Source organism: Streptomyces orinoci (assembly GCF_003121295.1).
GTDB classification, from domain to species: domain Bacteria; phylum Actinomycetota; class Actinomycetes; order Streptomycetales; family Streptomycetaceae; genus Streptomyces; species Streptomyces orinoci.
The window spans coordinates 80119-101588 of the sequence record NZ_PHNC01000015.1; the positions used below are offsets into that span (position 1 = coordinate 80119).

The 21470-nt window shown below is 69.5% G+C and carries 16 protein-coding genes and 4 pseudogenes; 10 read left to right on the forward strand and 10 right to left on the reverse strand.

Annotation, left to right across the window (positions count from 1 at the left end; genetic code table 11):
• Nucleotides 1–71 precede the first annotated feature (71 nt).
• A complete protein-coding gene (locus CV755_RS12370; RefSeq protein ID WP_153068654.1) occupies nt 72–4424 on the reverse strand; it encodes a golvesin C-terminal-like domain-containing protein in 4353 nt (1450 codons plus the stop codon).
• Nucleotides 4425–5485: 1061 nt separating this feature from the next.
• Here CV755_RS12370 and CV755_RS34920 point away from each other — a divergent pair.
• On the forward strand, nt 5486–5821 hold the full coding sequence (locus tag CV755_RS34920; RefSeq protein ID WP_162605214.1) for a hypothetical protein: 336 nt from the start codon (nt 5486–5488) through the stop codon (nt 5819–5821).
• On the opposite strand, the gene CV755_RS12375 is transcribed toward CV755_RS34920, so the two are convergent.
• A complete protein-coding gene (locus CV755_RS12375) occupies nt 5752–6480 on the reverse strand; it encodes a DUF2867 domain-containing protein (protein ID WP_241561157.1) in 729 nt (242 codons plus the stop codon). The genes CV755_RS34920 and CV755_RS12375 overlap by 70 nt on opposite strands.
• On the opposite strand from CV755_RS12375, the pseudogene CV755_RS36915 reads away from it, so the two are divergent.
• From CV755_RS36915 to CV755_RS35395, 4 genes and pseudogenes are all read left to right on the forward strand, one after another.
• Nucleotides 6430–6861, forward strand: a pseudogene (locus CV755_RS36915) (NADPH-dependent FMN reductase); the annotation flags it as partial. The gene CV755_RS12375 and the pseudogene CV755_RS36915 sit on opposite strands and share 51 nt — an antisense overlap.
• A 286-nt stretch (nt 6862–7147) precedes the next feature.
• Nucleotides 7148–7534, forward strand: coding sequence for a GNAT family N-acetyltransferase (locus CV755_RS36920; protein WP_338323647.1), 387 nt, complete (start codon nt 7148–7150; stop codon nt 7532–7534).
• A 747-nt stretch (nt 7535–8281) separates the two neighbouring features.
• Nucleotides 8282–8824: pseudogene (locus CV755_RS36065) on the forward strand (pentapeptide repeat-containing protein); the annotation flags it as partial.
• 115 nt (nt 8825–8939) lie between these two features.
• Nucleotides 8940–9950, forward strand: coding sequence for a pentapeptide repeat-containing protein (locus CV755_RS35395; RefSeq protein WP_277751805.1), 1011 nt, complete (start codon nt 8940–8942; stop codon nt 9948–9950).
• Between the two features lie 37 nt (nt 9951–9987).
• Here CV755_RS35395 and CV755_RS12405 read toward each other — a convergent pair whose 3' ends face one another.
• A complete protein-coding gene (locus CV755_RS12405; protein ID WP_109280267.1) occupies nt 9988–10845 on the reverse strand; it encodes an immunity 49 family protein in 858 nt (285 codons plus the stop codon).
• A 264-nt stretch (nt 10846–11109) separates the two neighbouring features.
• Between CV755_RS12405 and CV755_RS37165 the strand changes: the two genes are divergently transcribed.
• Nucleotides 11110–11346, forward strand: a complete 237-nt coding sequence (locus tag CV755_RS37165; protein WP_422070540.1) for a DUF7691 family protein — start codon at nt 11110–11112, stop codon at nt 11344–11346.
• A gap of 157 nt (nt 11347–11503) precedes the next feature.
• Here the strand turns inward: CV755_RS37165 and CV755_RS12415 are convergent, their stop codons facing one another.
• Both CV755_RS12415 and CV755_RS12420 read right to left on the reverse strand, forming a co-directional pair.
• Nucleotides 11504–11935, reverse strand: a complete 432-nt coding sequence (locus CV755_RS12415) for a nucleoside deaminase (protein WP_109280269.1) — start codon at nt 11933–11935, stop codon at nt 11504–11506.
• Complete coding sequence (locus CV755_RS12420; RefSeq protein ID WP_109280270.1) at nt 11932–12738, reverse strand: LLM class flavin-dependent oxidoreductase; 807 nt, start codon at nt 12736–12738, stop codon at nt 11932–11934. The genes CV755_RS12415 and CV755_RS12420 overlap by 4 nt, the downstream gene beginning before the upstream one ends.
• Before the next feature lie 93 nt (nt 12739–12831).
• Here CV755_RS12420 and CV755_RS12425 point away from each other — a divergent pair, with 93 nt between their 5' ends.
• Nucleotides 12832–13287 carry an Lrp/AsnC family transcriptional regulator gene (locus CV755_RS12425; RefSeq protein ID WP_109280271.1) on the forward strand — a complete coding sequence of 152 codons (456 nt, stop codon included), beginning with the start codon at nt 12832–12834 and terminating at the stop codon, nt 13285–13287.
• A gap of 343 nt (nt 13288–13630) precedes the next feature.
• Here the strand turns inward: CV755_RS12425 and CV755_RS34205 are convergent, their stop codons facing one another.
• Nucleotides 13631–13849: an SbtR family transcriptional regulator gene (locus CV755_RS34205; protein WP_153068655.1), complete on the reverse strand. Its 219-nt coding sequence runs from the start codon at nt 13847–13849 to the stop codon at nt 13631–13633.
• A gap of 495 nt (nt 13850–14344) precedes the next feature.
• Between CV755_RS34205 and CV755_RS12435 the strand changes: the two are divergent.
• Nucleotides 14345–14625, forward strand: a pseudogene (locus CV755_RS12435) (IS5/IS1182 family transposase); the annotation flags it as partial.
• Between the two features lie 8 nt (nt 14626–14633).
• Here CV755_RS12435 and CV755_RS12440 read toward each other — a convergent pair.
• Nucleotides 14634–15017 carry a winged helix-turn-helix transcriptional regulator gene (locus CV755_RS12440; RefSeq protein WP_109280273.1) on the reverse strand — a complete coding sequence of 128 codons (384 nt, stop codon included), beginning with the start codon at nt 15015–15017 and terminating at the stop codon, nt 14634–14636.
• A 94-nt stretch (nt 15018–15111) separates the two neighbouring features.
• On the opposite strand from CV755_RS12440, the gene CV755_RS12445 reads away from it, so the two are divergent.
• The gene (locus CV755_RS12445; RefSeq protein WP_109280274.1) at nt 15112–15756 is read left to right on the forward strand and encodes an NADPH-dependent F420 reductase; all 645 of its coding nucleotides are present in this window, start codon (nt 15112–15114) and stop codon (nt 15754–15756) included.
• A 77-nt stretch (nt 15757–15833) separates the two neighbouring features.
• Here the strand turns inward: CV755_RS12445 and CV755_RS12450 are convergent, their stop codons facing one another.
• Nucleotides 15834–16844, reverse strand: coding sequence for an ArsR/SmtB family transcription factor (locus CV755_RS12450; protein ID WP_241561158.1), 1011 nt, complete (start codon nt 16842–16844; stop codon nt 15834–15836).
• A gap of 55 nt (nt 16845–16899) precedes the next feature.
• On the opposite strand from CV755_RS12450, the gene CV755_RS12455 reads away from it, so the two are divergent.
• On the forward strand, nt 16900–18207 hold the full coding sequence (locus CV755_RS12455; RefSeq protein ID WP_109280275.1) for an MFS transporter: 1308 nt from the start codon (nt 16900–16902) through the stop codon (nt 18205–18207).
• 33 nt (nt 18208–18240) lie between these two features.
• On the opposite strand, the gene CV755_RS12460 is transcribed toward CV755_RS12455, so the two are convergent.
• Together CV755_RS12460 and CV755_RS12470 are read right to left on the reverse strand one after the other, a co-directional pair.
• Nucleotides 18241–19173 (reverse strand): Tat pathway signal protein, encoded by a 933-nt coding sequence (locus tag CV755_RS12460; RefSeq protein ID WP_109280276.1) that lies wholly within the window; start codon nt 19171–19173, stop codon nt 18241–18243.
• Nucleotides 19174–20327: 1154 nt separating this feature from the next.
• Nucleotides 20328–20868, reverse strand: a pseudogene (locus tag CV755_RS12470) (phenolic acid decarboxylase).
• Nucleotides 20869–21470 lie beyond the last annotated feature (602 nt).

The following is a 21470-nucleotide window of genomic DNA, read 5'->3' on the forward strand; positions in this document are numbered from 1 at the left end:
TCGCGCGAGGGCCGCTGCCCCGCGCCGAACGCGGGACAGCGGCCTTGTGCTCGTTGTGCCAAGTCAGCCGATCAGGGCGTGTACGTCCTGTCGTAGAACTGCTTGTTGTCACAGTACTGGCCGAACTTCGGCCGCTCGTTGGGGTCCGCGAGCAAGGGGATGGCCGTGATGTTCCACGGGTTTCCGCCACTGCCACGGGCCGCGGTGTCGCACTTGTCGTACGCGTTGGGCCCGCCGTCCGGCAGACCTGAGAACTTGCGGAAGTCGCCCTTGCGGACCGGCCCGGAGGACGGGTTGCCCGCGTTGTCGATCGCCTTGCCGTCCTCGAAGAGGTAGAGGTCCGGCATATAGCTTTGGTAGACGAGCCCATCCGACGGGTTGGAGTCGGAGTTGGATGCCGTCTGGGTCGACTTCAGCTTGCCGTTCGCGCAGAAGGCGAGGCTCACGTTCTGCCAGATGGGCGGGGCAGCGTTGAACAGCGATCCGTCGACACCGAGCGAACCGCCGAGAGCGTTCGGAGGGTTGAAGAACATGCTCTTGATGTCACCCGCCAGGGTGGCGACTTCCTGGGGCATATGCCCGGAGTCGGCCGCCGCCTTCACCGCTTTGCTCCATGCGGCCGCCGAGTCCTGGACACTCTTCTGCGCGACCAACGGCCGGTAGCCGATGGTGCCACCGCTGATCGAACGCGTCTCGAGGCAGTCTCCCCCGGGGGTGATCCGGGGTCCGGTCACATTGGGGATGTATGCCTGGCCGGGCGTGCTGCCATTGGCGAGACCGTCCACGTGCGTGCGGTTTCCGCTGTATACGTTGGCGTCCATCTCGTCGTAGGCCAGGTTCGGCGGCGCGATGCCGTAATCCTGCTGGAGCGCCTTCATAAACGTGAGCATGAAGCCCGGCAGATGGGTGCTGCCGGTCCGGGCTCGCACCGAGACGTCCTCGGAGCCGGGCACGACCTTTCCGTCGTCACCTATCAGGTATGCGGCGTCGATATGCGTCTTGATTTTGTGCTTGGTGTCGTCGGTGAAGGAGTTGTCCGGGTCGATGGTGTCGCCCGGCCGCGGCACGGCGTAGCCCATCCACTCGGCCTCCGAGTGGCCGGCCGGGTGGTTGGTGGGCGAGTCGCCGGCGGCGACCACTTCGTCGTACCAGTCCTTCGCCGCCGCGTAGGTGTTGTGACCGACACAGGAAGGGCCCGGCGGACCGGTCGGGCACTCACCGACGTCCGTGATACCGCGGGTGTAGCTGTTGTTTCCCGTCCAGTCGGGACCGCCATGGCTGCGCTCGACGGCCCAGTTCTTCAGCGTGGTCATGGTCCGCAACGGCGTCTTGAAGAACCACGGGGTGTCAGTGCCGAGGTCCTGGTTCTCGTCGAAGATCGCCACTGCGTCGAATGTGTGGTGCTCGTACTTGCCGTTCACCGGCACGAAGGCAAGCGCGTCGTATGCGACGTCCAGGTCACCGGAGGTGGAGTCGCTGGTGACGTTGGAGAGGGAGACCTTGGCGTTGGAACCGAGCTGGAAGTAGCCGACGGTCACCCAGTCGTTGTTGGCCTTCGACTGGTCGATGATCTTCTCACGGACCTTGCCGTTCGCGGTCGTGACCTCGTAGTGCGCGCTCTTGGTGGTGTGCGAGGGGTACGGGATGAACGCCTGGATCTTGTAGACATGATCGCTGAGCTTGGGCGTCCAGGTGCCGTTGGTCGTCAGGTAGTTGTCCCAGTCGTTGGGCTGACGCGCGTGGGAGAACCAGTAGTGGCCGCCGAAACCGCCACCTATCTGGTGGAGGTCCTCCTTGGCCTCGTAGTGGTTCTCGTCGTCCTTGCCGAACTGCCAGGAGAACGAACCGTTGCTGGACCAGTTGCGGGAGGCGCAGCGGTTCTGCGGTGCGTCGTCGGGTTCGTCGTCCACAAGGACGGTGCCGTTGGGCAGCGCGCCGGAGTCGCAGGGGCCGAGCTTCGGGTGAGCGTCACCCGGCTCTCCACGGAGCGTCTTGTAGGTGAGGTACTCGTTGCCGCACTGCCGGCCCTGGGAGGAGGGGTCCATGGGGTTCGGCGCGGCGCCGCAGTTCTGCCAGGTGGTGTCGTGGTGGAACCAGTGGGTGTTGTAGCAGGCGACGGTGTGGCACACCGGGGGATTGACCGGGTCGCAGCCGTTGCTGCTGTCGCAGAACGTGCCGAGCGGCGGCTTGATCGCGGCCGAGCGGAACGAGGGCGTCCGCCACCATGCGGCCGAGAATCCGTGCGTATTGCCCTTGTTGATGTTGCCGTTGTCGTCCCACGAGTGGCCGGCGTCGATGGGATACGCGCCCCAGCCCATCACCTTCTCCTCGTAGGACCAGTTCTGCGGCTTGGCGGCATCCGCGTAGTGGTTGTTGTCGAGGAACGGGTTGCGGTCGGCAGGGTACTTGGGGTTGGCAGGGTTGTTGGCCCACCCCAGCCCCCAGGCGTCCGGCAGATCCGGGTTGCTGCCCTGCACATTGAGGCCCGCGTTGTAGTCCCAGACGGCGGCGAACCAGTTCTCCGGATGGGACGGGTCATCGTCGTTCAGCTTGATCTGCGTGCTACCGCTGTGCAGTTCGTTCCACTTGTCCTGGAGGATTCGCACGGAGTAGGCGATGCCGGTGGCGTAGTCCACGGCGACGGCGCGCTGCTGGTCCGGCGGCAGGAGCACCTCGTGCTCCTTGGGGTGCCCGGCGATGCGCATGCCGTCGGTGGCCTGACCGATGCCGTAACCACAGTCGGCATGATCCCAGTTGATCTTCCAGATGCGCTTGGGGTCATAGCCGGTCTGGCTGGGGTAGATGGAAGTGCCGTAGAAGTTGCCGATCAGCGGGTTGCCGTATTCGCCCGGCTCGGCGTGCGAGCTGGCCTGCCACAGGTTGGACTCCTGGGCCAGGATGCCCAGCAGGACCTGTGCCGGGACCCGGCCGCCCTTGCCGGTCACGAGGTCGTGCGGCGGGAACATGCCCTGCGGCGTCCAGGATGCCAGGCCCGAGTTGTGCCAGTTGGAGGGCCGGTTGGCGTATCCGGAGGTCAACTGGCCACGGATGGCCATATCGGCCGCCCACTCCACCTGGTTGGGGGTGGGCTGGTAGACCTGCGTGTTGACGTCATTGCGCGCAACGGAGCAGTAACGGTCGTCATCAACGGGGTTGGTGGAGGGGTCGCCTGACGCGTCGGCCGCCTTGGCCCCGGACACGGCCAGCGCCTTCTTGACGGTGCTCTTGCCGCCCGCGATGAACGGCAGCAGCGGGGACGGCTTACCACCCGTGCTGGCCTGCGCCGGGGTCTGCTCCGTCGCGACGGCGAAGGCCAAGTCCTTCTTGGTATTGGTCGCCGTGGCCTTGATCTCCACCGGCTCCGCGACGGAAGTCCTGGCGCGCTCCAAGGGGTTGGCGACCTTGTCCGCGAGGTGGTGCGGGGTGGCCTGGGCGATGGCCAGCTTGCCGTCCGTGGACAGCTCCGCCTGCGCCGGCGCCTGCGTCACCCGGCGCACCGTCGAGGGCATTTCCTCGTCGGACTCCTTCGACTGCCCGGTGACGAACACCTTGCCGTACGCACCCTGCGCCAGGCCGACCTGGCCGAGCTTCCCGGAGGCCAGCGTCTTGACCTTCTTGCCCTCCAGGTGCTGGACGTTGACCTTGCCGCCCTTGGCCGGCTCCAGGAACGCCACGTTCCCGTCGGCGTCCGGGTGCAGCCGCATCGCCGTACCGTGGGTCGCGGTCACCACATCGGCTTTGCCGGAAGGATTCACCTTGATCAGGTGCGACCCGGCAGCGGCGATCACATCCCGGCCCACCGGAACCGCCGACGTCGCCTGACCATCGACCGTACCCGTGGAGACGATCTTGCCGGTGGCGGCGTCAATGGTCTGCAGCTGCGTCTGCTCGCTCTTGCCATCGGTGTTGGCCTGCGTGACCACTGCCGTCTCCCCCGCACCGCAACCGGGGTTGAAGTACGCGAGGCTTGCGTTCAGCGGCAGCTTGGTCACCTTGCCGGATCCCAGATCCACCACCGCCGTGAACGCACCACGGTCAAACAGATACTCACGGTTGGTGAATGCCCTCGGGGCATACACCACCACGGCACGCTTGCCCGAACCGGTCACACAGGCGTTGCCGATCCACTGATCGGTCTCCAGCCCCGGCTCCGACAGCGTCGCCGCTGTCCGCCACGTATAACCGGCGTTGGCATCGGCCACCAGCACATGGAAACCCGTGGCATCACCAGCAGTCGTCCACGCCCGGTCGTTCGACTTCTTCCAGCCCTTGCCCAGGGCCTTGCCCCGGTCCTTGGGCGCCACCATATTGGGTCCGCCCGGGCCGGGCGCCGGGGTCCGGACGCCGGCGGCGCCCGCCTGCCCGGCCCAGGCCATGGTGCCCTGCAACAGCCCGGCGACCGTGGCCACGGCAGCCGCCGTCACCACAGTCACCCGCGCTCTGCGGGCTCGCTTGCGAAGTCTCAAGGAGATCTCCGAGTTTCGTAGGACCACACGCCGCTGACTACGGCGTGTGATGGTCCGTCAAGGCGATGTCGGAGACAGCGAGTCGCCCACGACGGTCCGGTAAGGAGGTCAGCCCATCGGTCGGATTCCATGCGCGAGCGCGGCGCTCACTGCCATGGAAGACCTCAAAAAATGCATGGCAAACCCCTCCCCGTTGCTGGTCCGTTCGTTACGAACCAGCAGGTATGCCAACAGCATTGGGCTGATCGTGAGGGACCCTATGCACCCTTCCTGAACCCCGGCAAGCAAGTTGATCAAGTCCCCCGGCAGCCAACTTGACCTTTTGTGGGACTACTTGGCGATCCATTTGGTCAGCGAGCCCGCAAAAGCGGACGAGTTACTCGCACCGACGGTGCGGAATCAACGCAACCGGTATTGAGTGCTCCATATGTGCTCGATTCGTTAATAAAAAGCCCAGGGCATGCAGAAGCGGACCGCCGGATTCACCGACGGTCCGCTGTCAGGCCTGTCGCGACTCCCCGCTACCAGGCGTTGCCCCGGTCCGTGTCCCGCGCCTCGCGGTAGAGCTGGTCATGACGCTTCGTGACCGGTTCCCTGCCGGCCCCCGCTCGGGGGTGCACAGCTCCAACAGGACCAGGCTCTTGTGCAGTTGCCGCCGCGGTGTACTGCACTCCTGCACTCTGGCAGGCAGCCGGCGACGAAGCGGAAAGGCCTACGGCGCGGGCCGTAGGAATCCCCCTCGTCACGAGGGGAGGAAGCAGGAGAAGACCCCTCCGCCTGGGGGATGGTCAACGGCGACGGGGCAGCCCTCAGTGCTCCGGTTGCAGTTCGCTATTGCCGCTGGTCAGAGGCTTGTTTTCGAGTGTATCCAGCTGACTCGCCGTTGTTCTTGATCAGGACTGGGGTGTGGGCTGGCCGGCAGGACTCCTGATTCGCAGTCCCCGCCGTCGCTGCCGGTGCCGACGCTCCCGGTGGGAGCCGAGAGATCGGTGGTGGCCTCCGGGGCGCGGGAGCGGGCCTTGACGCGGTCTGTGGTGGTGCGCCGTCTTCTCGCGCTGGATGAGGCAGGGACGCTTCAGACGGTGCATGTCCGGATCGCTGCCCAGATGGCGGGGGTCAATGTGCGGACGATGTGGCGTTGGCTGGCGGTGGCGAAGGAGTCGGGCCGGGTGGGGACCCGCACCGCGGCGGGCTGGGTTCGCGTTCACGGATGCGTTGTGGGCCCGGCTGGGGGAGTTGGGCGGGAACGTGAAGGCGTTGCACGCTGGATGACCGAGCACGCCGATCAGGTGCTTTCCTCTCTGGGCCGGGACCGGCTGCCGTCGTTGACGACGCTGCATGAGGCGGTGCACTGACAAATCCGTTGATGATCACTAGGAGGAGTGCTACTCCGACGCTCTCGCGGAGGCCGAACAGGCCTGGGCCGACGACGCGTTCGCCCTGGAAGCGCGGCACGACGACCAGCGCGAAGACCCTCTGCTGATCGCCCTCGGCAACGCCCGCGAGGCCGCGACATGTACAGCCGACCGAAGCGTCCGTTGGCCTTGACCAGGACGGTCATCCGCAGCTCGTGGTCGCCGGTGCTGCCTGGGGCCCAGCCGAGGTGCATGACTGTGTGTACGGTCTTGTTCGCCAGTTCCCGAGCGGATTCGTCGCGGAGCTCGTAGACGGCTTTGAGGGGCATGGCGTCTTCGTCCCATCCGCGCGGAGCGTCGCGGAGGTCCGCGGGCAGGCGGTCGCGAAACGAGGCAACCCGTGACCCGATACTCTCGGACGGGGCGTCCCAACCCAGCAACGCGCCGAACCTCCATCGTGCCGCGAACAGGAGCCTTGCCAGTGCGGGCTGGTTCCTGATGCCGCCGGCAGCGCGGATGGCCTCGGCCACCACAGGGAAGTCGTCGGGGCCGGCTCCGGGTGTGCGAAAGCGCCAGACATCCTCTACCGAGAAGTCCTCGGTGATTTCGTGGATGCGCCAGGGTTGCTCAGTGAAGGCGGCGGTGGCGAGTCGTGCCATGGCGCCCGCAGCACTCGGCGTGCGGTCCGGTGGGTCAGGACGGGCGCGAGCGGCACCCGGCGTGCGTTGCTCGGAGCGCTCGCGCCCCGCGCCGCGGAACTCGGCGTCGAGCTGGTGCCCGTGGCCCTCGGCGACCTCGCCCTGCCGTTCCTCGACAAGGAGGAGCACCCGTCGGCCGGCGCGTACCGGCACGAGCACACCCGGCGCTGGAGTGCGATCGCGGACGCCGCGGACGGCTTCATCGTGGTGACCCCGGAGTGCAACCACGGGATGCCGGCGGTGCTGATGAACGCGCTCGACCACCTCTACCGGGAGTGGGCCTGGAAACCGGTCGGCTTCGTCAGCTACGGCAACACCTCCGCCGGTACCCGGGCCGTCCAGCACGCGAGGCAGGTCATGGCCACGCTGCGCATGGTCCCGCTCGGCGCCACGGTCGCGATACGCCTCGGCGACTCGGGGGAGGACGGCCGGGTCCGCCCCGCCCCGGCACTCACCTCGGCGGCTCACGGGATCCCCGACGAGCTGGCCCGGGTGGCCCACGCCCTGCGCCGCCTGCACGAGGCCGGCCAGCCCGGAACGCCGCCCGGCCCCCGCGACCGGCTCGTACCTGCGGCCCCTGACCCCGGAGGACGCGCCCGAGGCCACTGTGCTGCAGCGCTGCTGCTGGGTGGACGAGACCCTCGCCAACGACACCCTGGACGTCCCCGCCCTGCACGAGTCGCCGCAGCAGGTCCGCGACTGGCTCGCCGCCTGGCACACCACCGGACTCCGGCGCAACGGCCGCTTCCCGGGCATGGTCCGGGCCCGGCGCGTGGGCACCGACTGGCACGTCGGCCGTCTTTGCGTCGCCGCCGACCTGCGCGGCCAGGGCCTGGGCCGCTGGCTGCTCCGCACAGCCGAATCCGCCGCCGCCCCGGACTGCACCAGCGCCGTCCTGTTCACCGGCGCCCGCACCACGGCCAACCTCGCGCTCTACGGGAGCGAGGGCTACCGGCCCGTCCCCCACGACGAACCCGAAGGCGTCACCCGCCTCGTCAAGACCCTCCGGCCCTGATCCCGTCCCTCAGTCGTCCCCGCCCTTCTCCCGCCGAGGCGGCGCAGTGAGTGCAGCCGTGCCGGGCGTGGCCGCTTCGGTGGTGCTCAATCAGCCCGTTCGGAATCAGGTCCCGGGACCAGCCGATCGCACACCACGCAGCCCAAGGACGAACGGGATGCGCCTCCCCCTACGATCGGTGAATGACCACCGGGGATCGGCCGTGTCCGCAGTGTGCGAAGCCGCCGAGGAGCAGCTACGGGACGGGCAGCTCCCGTCCCGGCCGAGCCTTCGTGCTGCGAGGCGGCCTCCAGCACCCCCCGGTACGCGCCCACCGCCATGTGGTGGGCGCAGCGGTGGCCGACCGGATCGTTCAAGCTGTAAGGAGTTCCTGTGTCGTTTCTGATGCGCGCGCCGAGAGAGTGCGCCTCATGGACCTGGGATCTCGAAGGCGTTCGTGAGGCGGGCCTGGAGTCGGTGCTGGCGGTCGCGGCGCAGATGTCCGGTGTGCTGCGCAGGCACGGCCTGCTGGAACCGGGCGCCCTCGAATGGCACTGGTTCCAGGTCGGCAAGGGCGGTCTCGGCATCCACAGCCGGCTCAGCCTCGTGTCGCGTTCGCTGGAGGAGCCGACGCTGGCGGAGGAGATGCGGGCCTGCCGGCCGGCCGGCCATGCGCAGGCGGAGATGGGCGCGATCACCGTGTTCGGGGACGGCGAGTGGATCGACGTGGGCGGCCGCCGCCGCAGGGAGTACCGGCTGGTGGAACTCATGGTGTCGCCCGGCAACCTGGGTCCGTACGCAGAGCTGTCCGTCCACCACGACGTCTGGGGCAAGTACGACTTCCACGGCCGGCCGCATCCGGCCGTCCATGCGAACAACGCGCCCCGGCTCGCGGCCGCGCTCCAGGAGCTTAACGGGCTGCTCGGCGTCGAGGCCGAACCCGGCGAACGGACCTACTTCGGTGTGGCCGAGGGGTACGGTCTCGAGGCCCCGGAGCTGATCGACGGGGTCGGGCCGGACCTCACCGACGGAATCGGGGAGATCGTGACGTCCGGCATCCCCGACACGTGGTGTCCCAAGAGCCTGCCCCGGGACCGGAAGGCGGCCGACCGGCTCGGCGCCTGGGCGGCGGCCCCGGGCCACGAGGCGCTGGAGGCCGTCGACCTCGACCTGCGCGGGGCCGACCTGTCGGGCGGGGACTTCACCGGAGCGTGGTTCACCGACGCCGTACTCACGGGCCTCTCGCTGGCCGGCGCCGAGCTCTGGCGCGCCCACCTGGAGAAGGCGGACCTGGACTTCGCGAACCTCGCCGGCGCCAGCCTGGTGAAGGCCACGCTGGACCAGGCCACGCTGCGCTCCGCCTGCCTGGACGACGCCGACCTGATCTCGGCCTCCCTGGCAGAGGTCAACGCCGCCCCGCGCGACGTTGCGCCGCGCCGACCTCACCAACGCCACCCTCCTCCAGGCCGACCTGCGCGGCGCCGACCTCTCCGGCGCCACCACGGCGAACACCTCGTTCACCGTCCTCGTCGACGATCGCACCGTGCTCCGCGGCCTGACCGGCACCCTCTTCGGCCCCGTCACCATCGTCACCGGCGGCACCGAGCAGGAACTCGACGGCCTCGCCCTCCAGCGCTGGCTCGCCAAGCGCGGCGCCGAGGTCGAGGTCCTCAGCGGCTTCATCTACTACGCCCGGTTCGACGAATCGAGTACGAGCTCCCGGGAGAATCCCTACGGGATCGTGCGCCGCAGCACAGTCGACGGCATCGACGTCGACGAGGCCTTCACCCGCAACCTGCGCTGGGAGTCCACCGAGTACCTGCGCCTCTACTACCTCGGGCACAACGACGATGACCACGCCGAGATCATCAGGGCCGAGGCCGACGCCTTCATCAAGCGCGTCACGCGGACCCTGACGACACCGCAGGCCCGGGCAGTGGTCGAGCGCCTCACCGCCGTCGACTGGCGGGACGACGACATTGCCTTCACCCATGCCACGTCGCGCTCGCGCCTGTTCCGCGAGCACCTGCGCCGCTCGGCACTCTGGACGAAGGTCTACCAGCCCGCCGGTGAGTGGCCCGTCGTCGACCTGGCCGCGGCCGTCGCCCCCACGGTCCAGGTGGACGCGGAACTCGCCGCACGGCTCGATGCGTTCCTGGAGGCCAACCTCGCAGACGTGCGGGCGAAGGCGCTGTGCCGCGCCGCGCTGGACTGGGCCACCCTGCTCGACACGACAACGGTCTCGCTGCCCGAACTCCCCGACCCCTATGAGCCGCTGCTCCTGATGCTGGAGCGAGGCGGCTGGTGCGGCCTGGTCGTCGAAAACCGGGTCGCCGACTTCGCGGCCGTGCGCGTTCCCTTCGGGACATGGCAAGACCACCTGAGCACGGAACCGATCATCCAGTTCGGCCGGTCCGGGCTCGGCACCAGCGACTGAGCACTGCTTCCCCGGGCGCACACCCGGCGCCGGGTGTCTACGCCGGGAACTCGCCCAGCCAGCCGCCGGAGAGAAGGTACTTCGGGATGTAGGGCGACTCCACGTCGACCGGGAACTCCCGGTCGAACGCCAGGCACGCCATTGCGAGCGGCCCCAGCGCGAGCGCACCGTCCGGCTTGGCAGCCCATTCCTCCGCCGACCAGTACGACTTGTGGAGGTCGAGCGCCTCGCCGAGGGCCGGGGCGAACTCCTCCTCACGCTCCCGCACGACCAGGTAGAAGAGGTGGATCGGCGGGTACATCAGCCCGTCCAGCACGCCGGGCGGGGTCACGGCGGCGGCCTCGGGGCTCGCGTCCGCGATCGTGGCGATGAGCTTGTCGACCAAGCCGGGCCGACGCAGCTGGTAGGTCTGCTGGACGTCGATCCAGTGGTAGACGTACTCGTCGTACACACCGTCCGGGGAGCGCAGCCGGTCCAGCGGGATCTCGCACAGCTGCGTCATCCGCTCCCGTTCACGGCAGACGAGGGCCAGCCAGAAGGCGGACAGCCAGTGGTCTGCGTCTGCGTACGGCTGCGGGCCGACCGCCGGGACGGCGCGGGGCCGGCCATTGATGAAGCACTCGACCGTGCCCTCGCTCGCGCCGGTCACGGCGAACAGCGCCGAGCCGAGCTGCATCGCCGTAACCGCAGCCTTCCAGGTCTCCAGCCGGGCCCCCTCCGGGTCGGCCGCGCAGTGGGCCTGGAGCGCGAGGAGGGCGGTGCTGAACGCAAAGTCGATCATGCTGGAGGACTCTTCGAGCCCGTCGACGCGTCGGTTCACCCGCTCGCTCAGCCGGGCGGCGAACGCCTGCCCATCCGGCCGGGGCTGAAGGTGGCGGGCAACGGTCACAGTCACAGGAGGGTCCCCTCGGTCATGTCGATTCGTCAGCAGCAGTACCGCGCCGGCCTTCCCTGGAAGCACGCGCGGACGGGCGGGCTCGTGCCCTCAGAGGTGCACGACCTGCCCGGAAGTGTCCTGCCAGCCCCAGTTGACGGGGGCGTACTGCTTCTTGAGCGCGAGGCGCCCGGAGCCGTAGGCCCTGAGAGCTGCTTCGACGGCGGCCGGCAGGGTCTCAAGGTCCTGCGGCACCGGGACGCGCAGCTGCAGGCGCTGCTTGCGATGGAGGAGGATCTGGCCAGCCGGGGTGCATTCCATCAGCTCGAAATTCCCGTTCCTCATCCCGTGGACGGCCCGCACATCGGGATGCTCCCCCTGGCAAAGGCCCGGCCCGCCGCCGACACCTACCGGGCGGTTCATCGACAGGAGCTTCCAGCCATCGGGACCGTGATGGCCCTGGCGCCCGCCGGCCCAGGCCGCACGCTGTCCACCGCCTGCCGGGGGTGGCCGCCGACCTGAGCGATGCGGTCCTGTTCGGCGGCGCAATGTCCACGCCGCAGACGCGCGTGAAGATCGCCGGGGTTCCCCGCGCACTCACGGCGGACGGCTGGCGGCGGCCCTGGTGGTGGCCTGCATCGCCGTCGCCCGGTGGCGCTGACCCGTTCGCGCCCTTTGGTCAGGCGTAGTAGGCGTCGATCGGCGCCCGGGCCTCCTCGAACAGGTCCGGGCCGTCCTGCGCGACCACCGGCCAGTCCCCGGCGGCCGGGTGCAGCTCCACCAGCTGCTCGGTCGCCAGCGCGTACACCACCCGGCCGAGACCGGAGCGGACCAGGGCGCCGGCGCACATGCCGCACGGCTGGCAGCTGGTGTACATGGTGGTGCGGGCGGCCGTCGCCGGGTCGAGCTCGCGGGCGGCCCAGCGGGCGAGCTTCAGCTCGGGGTGGGCGGTGATGTCGTTGTCGCGGCGCACCGTGTTGTGGTCCTCGGCCAGCACGGTGCCGTCGGGCCCGGCGAGCAGCGAGCCGAACGGCGCGTCGCCGAGGGTGACGGCGCGGGTGGCCAGGCCGATGGCGCGGCGCAGCAGGGCCTGGTCGGCGGTGGTGATCACGGTCGGGTCCTCCAGTGGGCGGCGACAGCGGCGAGGTCCCGCCAGGCCGGCTGCGGCCGGCGGGTCTCCTCGGGGTCGCCGTGGTAGGGGTCGAAGACGACGGAGTCCGCGCCGAGCGCCCGCAGTTGCTCGAGGTCGGCGAGGACCTGCTCCAGCGTGCCGACCCCGGCGGGCCGGTCGGGGTCGGTAATCGGCGCATCGGTCAGCCGCAGCGCGATCCGGGGCGCGAAACCGGGCAGCCGGTGCTCCGCCAGCACGCCGCTCATCGCACCGAGCGTCAGCCGCAGCGGATGCCAGGCGTCGCCGAACTCGGCGGCGCGCCGCAGTGCCGCCGCGCTGCTGCCGCCGATCCAGACCGGGATCCGCTCGTACCCGGTGGGCAGCGCCTCGCGCAGCACGCCCAGATACTCGTCGGTGAGCCGCCCGCGTGCGCCGAACGGCACGCCGAGCGCGTCGTACTCCCGCCGGGCCCAGCCGACGCCCACCCCGAGGACGAACCGGCCGCCGCTCAGCTGCTGCAGGTTGGCGGCCATCCGGGCCACCGCCAGCGGGTGCCGGTACGGCAGCACCAGGACGGTGGTGCCCAGCCGCACCCGGGTGGTCAGGCCGGCCAGCCAAGAGAGCGTGGTGAAGGGTTCGTAGAACGGCTCAGGGTAGCGCTCGGCCACATCCGGCGTGATCACCAGGTGGTCGGAGACCATCAGCAGGTCGAATCCGAGCCCCTCGGTGACCCGCGCCCAGTCGCGCAGTACGCCCGGATCGGTGCCGGGTCCGAAGTTCGGTACGTTCACGCCCAGTTGCATGGTTTGAGGCTATCCCGGTGATCACGGCCAGAGGAACATGATCTTCCCGGCATGAGCGTCGTTCCGCCGTGGATCTGCCGGTAGTCTCGCGTCATGACCGTGAATATTGCGACCCTCGACGATACCGACTGGGCCATCATCGCCCAGTTGCAGCAGGAGGCCCGGATCTCGTTGAGCGAGCTGGGCCGGCGGGTGAGCCTCAGCGCCTCGGCCACCACCGAGCGGGTGCGCGCGCTGGAGTCGCTGGGCGTGATCACCGGCTATTACGCGTCGGTGGACCTGGCGAAGGTCGGTTACCCAGTGCTGGCACTGGTGCGGCTGAAGTACCCCGGAAACCGCCACCAGCCGCTGCACCGGCTGCTCGCCGAGCGGCGCGAGATCCTGGAGTGCCTGCGCACCACCGGCGACGACTGCTACACCCTCAAGGTGGCGGCGACGTCGATGGAGCACCTGGAGGTGCTGATGGACGAGCTGGCCGGCCTGGGCAGCACCACCACCAGCGTGGTGTACCGGCAGACGCTCCCGTTCCGGGGTCCGCAGCGGCCATGAGCCGCCGTCAGGCGCCGGATGGCCTTCGCATGCTGCGGCCGGCGTACGGGGTCGAACCGATCAGGCGATCCGTCAGTTCGCCGTAGCGGCGGACGATCGCAGCGAGACAATCAACACTGCCACCAGCGAGAGCGCCCCATTACGTCCTCACGCCAGCTCCATGACCTGCGACTTCAGGTTGGAAACAGCTCATGGGGATGGCGGCCGGGGAAATGTGACTCGTGTAGCGCCAGGAGCCCGAGCTGTTGGTCAGACCTCAAGTCGGACGCGGGCTCAGCCCATCCATCACCGGGCGGAAGAGATGTTCCCGGCGCTCGGCAAGCGTCGGGGCCTGGCCGGCGATTCAGCTGAGGGTGTTGGCCAGTGCGAACAGGTCCATGGGCGCCACGTCCGGCCGGATCCTCCCTGTTCCCTGGGCCGCCTCGAGCAGCCGGCCACCGGCCCGGCGTATCGCCAGGCAGCCGTGGTGCAGTGGCGATTGTGGGTCGTTCAGCGTGGCCATCAGGGTTGCCGGCAGGCCCTGGTAGGCACCGGCGCCGAGTGAACTCGTAGAGCCATTCACCCAGTGCCTGCTCGGGCGGCGCCGTGGCGGCGAGTGCGTCCGCCCGTTCGAGGAGGTGACCCGTCCCGACCCCGGCCCGGCCGGGTGCTGGTGCGTGTCCACGTGGCTGGTGTCAACCCGCCGGACTGGTACGCGCGACGAGGCTTCGAGAGAACGGCGGGTACCTGGTTCACGATGACGTGCGCAGACACGTGTCCCTTCTTGAGCGCGAAATCGTCCAGGCCCAGGGCCCGCGGCGCGACCCCGACGCGCCGGTAGATGGGTCTTCGCATTCCGTCCTGCGCGCTTTTGGGCCGGGAGGCGGGGGGCAGGGCGGCGATGCGGAGGTGAGCCTATTCGGGGTGCCATGACGCAGCCATGACGACCAGTGGGGGGTCGGCGGACGAGCCGATGAGTCGGGGGCTGGCGAGCCCGGGGACCGGTCCCGCGTGCCCAGGGGCAACCGGTCCCAGACACAAGGAGCGGGACACCAGGCATTGAAATGAGGAGGTGGGTGATGGCGGAGAAACCTGGGGCCGCGTTGGGAACCGGGACAGGCTTTCGGGCCGCCGATATGCAGGGGCGGGTGTTGGTCCGAAGGCGCCGATCCAGGCCAACCAGCGGTGGCACATCGAGCGCACCCACGCCTGGCAGAACGCCTTCCACCGGCTCGCCCGCTGCGACGAAGCCGAACTGCGGTCATCAACGCCTACTTTGACCTCGCCGACACCACCACCACCATCACCACCATCGTCCGTAGCCTGATCCGCCCGGCGTGGACGACCCACCGCCCATGAGCACACTCTTATCTGACCGCCGCTCGGTTGCTGATGCCGGTGCTGTGGTGCTCTTGGGCGGCAAGGATCTGATCGGCGTGATCGATCGCCCACTGGCCGAGGGCGGCCAGTGGTCCGTCAGAGAGGCTGCTGCCCAACTCGGACAGCTCGTACGCCACGGCGCGGTCGCCCGGCGTGCTGATCCGTACGATCAGGCCGTTGGCGTGCAGCCGGCGCAGAGTCTGGGTGAGGACCTTGTCGCTGACGCCGGCGATCACGCCCAGAAGGTCGATTCGGCGGCGCCTGCCCGCCCGCAGCGACATCAGCACCACCGGGTCCCAGGTGTGGGCTATCAGCTCGGCGGCCAGGCGCACCGCACAGTCGGCGGCGAAGGGTTCGCAGTGGTCGTTCACGCGTCTCTTCCTACCGGATGCGGGCCTACCGATCGGTAGGCCCAAGGTCCCTACCGTAACGAGGTGTCAGGCGTTCGAGGATTGGGAGAGCAACGTGCGAATCGGAATTCTGGGCACCGGCGTGATGGCCACGGCACTGGCGGAGGCGTGGGTGCGACGTGGACACCACGCCCTCGTCGGAGGCCGTTCACGCGACAAGGCCCGGGCGATCGCCGAGCGGCTCGGCGACGCGGTCGAGGCGGTCGCCCCTGCGCAGGTGGCCAAGGCGAGCGACGCCGTGGTGGTCGCGGTGGCGTGGGAGGGGATCGACCATGTGCTCGCTCTCGCCGGAGCCGACGAGGGGTCACTGGCCGGCAAGGCCGTGATCGACTGCACCAACGCAGTGGACTACGCCGACGGCCTGCTCAAGCTGCCCACCGGGTCGGCGGTAGAACACATCGCCAAGCGGGCTGTGGGCTGCCACGTGGTCAAGGCGCTGCACCTCTTCGCGGGGACGAGCTGGCTGGCGCCGACGCAGACAGGACAGCCAAAGCGAACCGTGGCGATGTGCGGCGACGACGCTGCGGCGCTCGACATCGCCGCCGAGCTGATCCACGACCTCGGTGGCGTGCCCGCCGTGATAGGCGGGCTCGAGCACGCGCGGCAGCTTGAAGATGTGGCAGGGTTCGTCATGCGGCTGGTCGCCGCGGGCCACAACCCCGTCACCGCCGTGCCCGTCGTCGACCGGTCACAGGACTGACGACAGCGCTTAGTCTAAGAGTCGGCGACCCGGTCTGCGGCGGCGTCCCGTAAGGGGCGCCGCCGCAGCCGTGTCCGCTACCATTCGCCGCGTCCGCCGACCAGCCCCTCTCCCACCCGCGTCCGCGCGTAGAGCACCACCCGCCCGGTCCGGTGCGCGCTCACCAGACCCGCCGCGCGCAGGGCCGTCAGATGCTGGGAAACGCCGCCGGGCGACAGGCCGGTACGGCGGGCCAGTTCGGTGGTGGAGGCGGGAGTGCCCAGTTCGGCGAGGAGCCGGGCGCGGCTGCGGCCGAGGACACCGGCCAGGGCGTCGGAGCAGGGCTGGTCCCGGCGCTGCCACAGGGTGCCGATACCACGGGGCGCGTAGCGCAGGGTCGGCTGCCACTCCTCGCTGCCGAGTGTGGAGAAGACGCGGGGCCAGACAAAGGCCGAGGGGACGAGCAGCAGTCCACGACCGTCCAGACGACGGGTGCCGTGTATACAGCGGCCGGTCAGCCGCAAGGTGTCGGTATCCCAGGAGAGTTGGGGGTCCAGGTCCTCGAAGAGCAGTGCGGCACCGCCTTCCGCGAAGCGTCTGGCCCGGTGCAGGGTGTCGCCCTCCGACAGGGACAGTACGCGTGGCCAGTACGGGGCGAGGGCCACCTCCCAGTACGCGGCAGTCACCTCGGCCAGCCGGGCCAGGCCGCGTTCCCCTTCCTCGCGCAGCGCGGCAACCGCCGGCTGGGCCTCGGCGATCGTCGTGGTCAGTTCCTGCGGCGGTGTGGCGCGCAGCACCGCCAGTTCCACTTCGAGCGAGGGCTGGGGAGTGGTGGGCGGCGGCACCAGAAAGCCCGGAACGCCGCCCGGCACGGGGAGCAGCCGGGCCAGCGGCGAGAGGTCCAGCCCGGCGGCGGCGATCCGGGGACGCACCTGCTCGGCCCAGCAGTTGTGGGTGCCCTGGGCGTCCGCTCCCTTCAACACACGTGCGCCGGCCACCACTTCCCACAACGGGGACACGGCGAACCGGGTACGGGCCACGTCCTCCGCCGAGAACTCCACCGCCAGCGGACCGCCCCGCCCAGGAGACCGCTGCTTGTGCATCACCATTCAGCACAGGCTAAATCATTGGGTAAGGGCGCCGGCGTTCGGCAGCGTGCCGGTCATGTCCTGCGAAAACCCTTGGCGGAGCCCTGACTTCCGCACCCTCTTCACGGCCACCGTGCTCAGCCAGCTGGGCACCAATGCCGGCTATGTCGCCGTACCGCTGATCGCGGTGTCCACGCTCGACGCGAGCCCCGGCCAGGTCGGGCTGCTGGCCACCCTGAGCACCGCCGCCTTCCTGCTGGTCGGCCTACCCGCCGGGGCCTGGGTGGACCGGATGCGACAGCGCCGGCTGCTGATAGCCGCGGACCTGACGCGGGCCGTCCTCTTCGCCTCGGTGCCGGTGGCCTCGGCACTGGGCGTGCTGTCCCTTGGGCAGCTGTTCGTGGTGGTCCTGCTGGCCGGCTGTGCCACCGTGTTCTTCGATGTGGGCTCGCAGAGTGTGCTGCCCCAACTGGTCGGCCGGGACGGGCTGATCCGGGCGAACTCGGCCGTGGTGACCCTTCAGGCGGCGGGCAATGTGACCGGCCGGGGCGCGGGCGGTGCACTGGTACAACTGCTCACGGCGCCGACCGCCGTCGCCGGTACGGCAGTTCTCCACCTGGCGTCGGCGCTGCGGCTCATCGGCATCCGGCATGACCCGCTGCCCGGCCCCGGCCCGCGCGCCGGGCAGCGGCCGGTACGCCTGAGCACCCAGATCGCCGAGGGGCTCCGACATGTACTGGGCAGCAGCGAACTGCGCGCCCTAGCGTTCTCCGCCTCCCTCACCAACCTCGGTTCGCAGATCATCAACACCCTGCTCCCGGTCTTGTTCGCCCGGGAACTCGGGCTGCCCGCAGGCGCGCTGGGCCTCTACTGGGCCGTCGGTGGCGTCGGCATGTTCCTCGGCGCCCGGTGCGCCGCCCCCTGGGCCCGGCGCTGGGGATACGGGCATGCGCTGGGGCTGGCCGGTCTCCTGGTGGCACCGGCGGCGCTGGTCATTCCGCTTGTCGACCGCGGCCCCTGGCTCTGGCTTGCCGGGGCGGGCTGGCTACTGGCCACACTCAGGACGGGCGTCAACAATGTGCTGGGTGTCACCCTTCGTCAGCGGCTGACCCCCGGTCCGCTCCTGGGCCGCATGAACGCGACCTTCCGTTTCATGCTCACCGGCGCGCTCGCCGTGGGCTCCGCCGTGGCCGGTCTGCTCGGTGAGTTCGTCGGAGTGCGTATGGCGCTCTGGACGGGCGCCTGTTGTCTGGCGCTCTCCTTCCTGCCCGTCGTCCTCTCCCCGGTCCGCACCCGGCGGGAGCTGCCGGCGCAGGCGGTTGTGCGCACGGCCGTGGCCACGGCGGAGGGCCGGGCGGACGGCCGTGGTGCGCCGGGGCGGTAGGGCGCTGGTCGTGTCCCTTATGGGGGGCCTTTATCAGACACCGATCACCGGGAAGGAGCGTGCGGGCAGGCGCACGCCCGCCTGCTTGAGGGCCTCAACGGTGCTTTCCAGGTCGCTCAGATGCGCTTCCAGCGCATCGGCCTCCGCGTTCCCCGGGCGGGCCCGCAGGGCCAGGCTTGTCACCGACTGCCGGATGCGCGGCATGGGGCCGCTCCATGGCGGGTCAAAGCTCCACGGTACGGGGCCGGTTCGTCCATGGGCGGTCAGCCAGTCGCCGATCCGTGCGTCCACCCAGCCGTGGAGTTTCCAGAAGACCGGGTTGACATGGGACGAGTAGAAGTCGGCGAGCCAGTTGTAAGCGGGGTGGTCCCATCGGGGATCGACGTCAAAGGGGTCGCCGTCCGGGCGGTACGCCGGCATCGGAGCCGCCCAGCGCAGATGCATCCGGTTGTGGATGGTGAACTCGATGCTCGCTCCCAGGCGTCCGAGTGTCATACCGCGCAGCGCGGAGGGATCGGTGAACTCGGCCTGCCAGCGCCGGATTTGATGGAATGACGCCGCGCTCTTGGCGCTGTTCACGGCCTCGGTGGTGCCCGGGTCATCCGGAATGCCGAAGGGCGGCGGGACCGGGTATGCACTGTCTCCGGGCGCCGGGACGCTCTGCCATCCCTCCACGCGGGGATAACGGGGGTCCCCCAACTGGGCAAGGATCGCATTGACATCAGCGATTATCTGCCGGTGCATAGAGAGGAAGTCCTCACCCGACCCGTTGTCGAGCTCGGGTCGGGGAGAATCCCCGCCCGTGAGGGCCGGCCGGGGCGGGTCCCAGCCATGGTCGCGGAACACCTGCCGCTGGTCGGGGGAGAAATTGGCCCACTCGTTGCGTGCGGTGTGCCACAGCATGTGATGCATACGCATCGCCCGGGCGGCCATGGCGTCGGTCACCGGTCGGGGCAGATAGGTCATGGCGCGCTCCTGGGGTGTTGTGCTTCGCACCCGTGCTTCCCCATCGGCCGGCGCGTCAACGGCCTGTGCTTCCGCACTCCCCGGTCGGATCCCGAGCGCCGGGCGGCTGCTGTACTCCTACGCTGCCCGACTGGCCTTCGCCAAGTGGCGCAAATCCCCTGCGCCGCCTGCCCAGGAGCGCGGCAAGCCCGGCTCAGCGAAGCCCCCAAGCGGCTGGCTAAGCATCCGGACGCCCGCGCCGGAGCCCTGCACCGCATGAACCTTCTCGACTACACCCCGCCCCCCGCCGAACCCCGCCCCGCAGCCGACACGGCGAGCACCCCCGGAGCGGCCTGGTATACGGCACTTGGCGCCGCGCCAAGTGGACGGAGAGAACACGCATCGGAATCCGGGACGAAAACGGCAATCTCGTCGGACCGGTCTGCAAGGAAGGCGCGATCGAGGGCGTGACCTATACCCGCGGCTCCGTGTTCCGCCCCCGCACCCGCGTATGCCCCGACCTTCCGCTACGCCCCGACACCCGCACGGTGTATTAGCTGCGCCACACAGACGTGCATGTCGGCGGGTGGGGTTGTCGTGGGTGTCGAGGTGTTGTGCCGGGGGGTTGGTGGGGTTGTCGTGGCCGGTGGGTGGTTTGTTGTTGTCTCTTGGCTTGTGCTGGCTGGTGTCGAGGTTGTGTTGTTGGTCACGGGTTGGGTTGTTGAAGTTGTCCGGTCTTGGTGGGGGGGTGTTGTGCGGGTCGGGCGTGACTGCCGGTGTCGTGTGCCGGGGTGTTGGTGGTTGCTGGTGGTTCGTCGTGTTCAGTCCGTTTGGCATGGTCTGAGCGGTGGGCTGAGTGCGGGGTGTGCCGGGCTCCGCTGGAGCGGTGGTGGTCTGTTCTGCGGGCGGTGGCCGGAGGGACTGCTCAGGTTCCGGGGTGCTGTTGGGGGTGCCGGGTATGGCTGCCGTCACTGCTGTGTTGGTGGCCGGTTCCGCTTGTCCGCTCGTGGCCGGGTGGCGGGGAGTTGTCCGGCTGCGCATGTGACAGGGGTTGTCGCACTGGTTGGTCAGTGCCCATCGGTGGCCTGGGGTGGTTCGTTCGTCATGCCGGTGGGGGTGATCCGGCTGTGATCTTGGGGTCCGGTGCCAGGTTGCTCGCTGTCCCGGGGTGGTCCTTAGTTGGTGCGGTCGGACCAGCCGGAGGGGAGGTCGCCGGGGGCGACGGAGATGATCTCGTCATTGTCCTGGCCGGCGTTTTCGAAGAGGGTGATCTTGGCGAACTCGGGGACGACGTACAGCGGGTAGGTGGGGCCGGCGTCCCGGTGGGCGTGCATCTGGTCGAGGTGGTCGTTCTGGAACAGCACGGTGCGTTCGCCATGGGTCTTGACCCAGTCGGGGAAGAAGATGACCCCGTGCAGGACGCGCTCGCCGGGGATGATGTTGACCACGACCGATGTGCCGGTCGGTTCGTTCCAGGAGACCTTGTAGACGCCCCGGGTGAGCATGACCAGGTCGACCTCCTGGTCCTTGACCCAGCGGCCGCCGACATGGCCGCTGTGGATGCGGTAGTCGATGGTGTGGTCGTTCTTCACGTACATCTCGTACTGCCAGCCGTTGGCGTAGGTGTAGATGAGGCGGTGGCCGACGATGCCGGACAGGTCCTGCGGGGGGAACGGGGTTGGCGACGGTGGTCCGGTGCGTGGCGTCGGAGGTCATCTGCGGTGCCCTTCTGCTCGGTCGCCGGTTCGACGGCGCAGTTCATTTTTGCAACAAAACTATTTTGTCACAAAATGAACTGTCGGGCAAAATGACTTCATGGACACCGCATCCGAGCTCAGCCGGCTGCTCGGGCCGCTACGCCGGGCCGTGCTCCGGGCGACCCGCAGCCGCCGAGGGGCTTCCCGACCTGCCCCGAGGCCCAGATCGAGCTCCTGCGCGCACTCGCCGCCGACGACCGCTCAGCCGCAAGCCGCCGCCCGCCGGATCGGCGTCGCAACCTCCACGGTCAGCAACCTCCGTCAAAAGCATGAAGGCAGCGGGCCTGGTGAACCGCGAGCCCGCACCGGGCGACCAGCGCGCGGCCGTCCTCACCGCCTCCCCCGCCGCCCTCGAACTGCTCGACCGCTACGACCGCACCAGTTCGGCCGCATTGGCCCCACGCCATCGGCGAGTTGCCCGCGAACGACCGCGACACCCTCACCGCCTCGCTCCCCGTCCTCGCCCGGCTCCTCACCGCACTGGAATCACACACACCAAAGCCCTGACTCCTGCGGGCCGCCGGCACCGTCGCCGTGCCGGCACGGTCCCCGCCTCGGGTA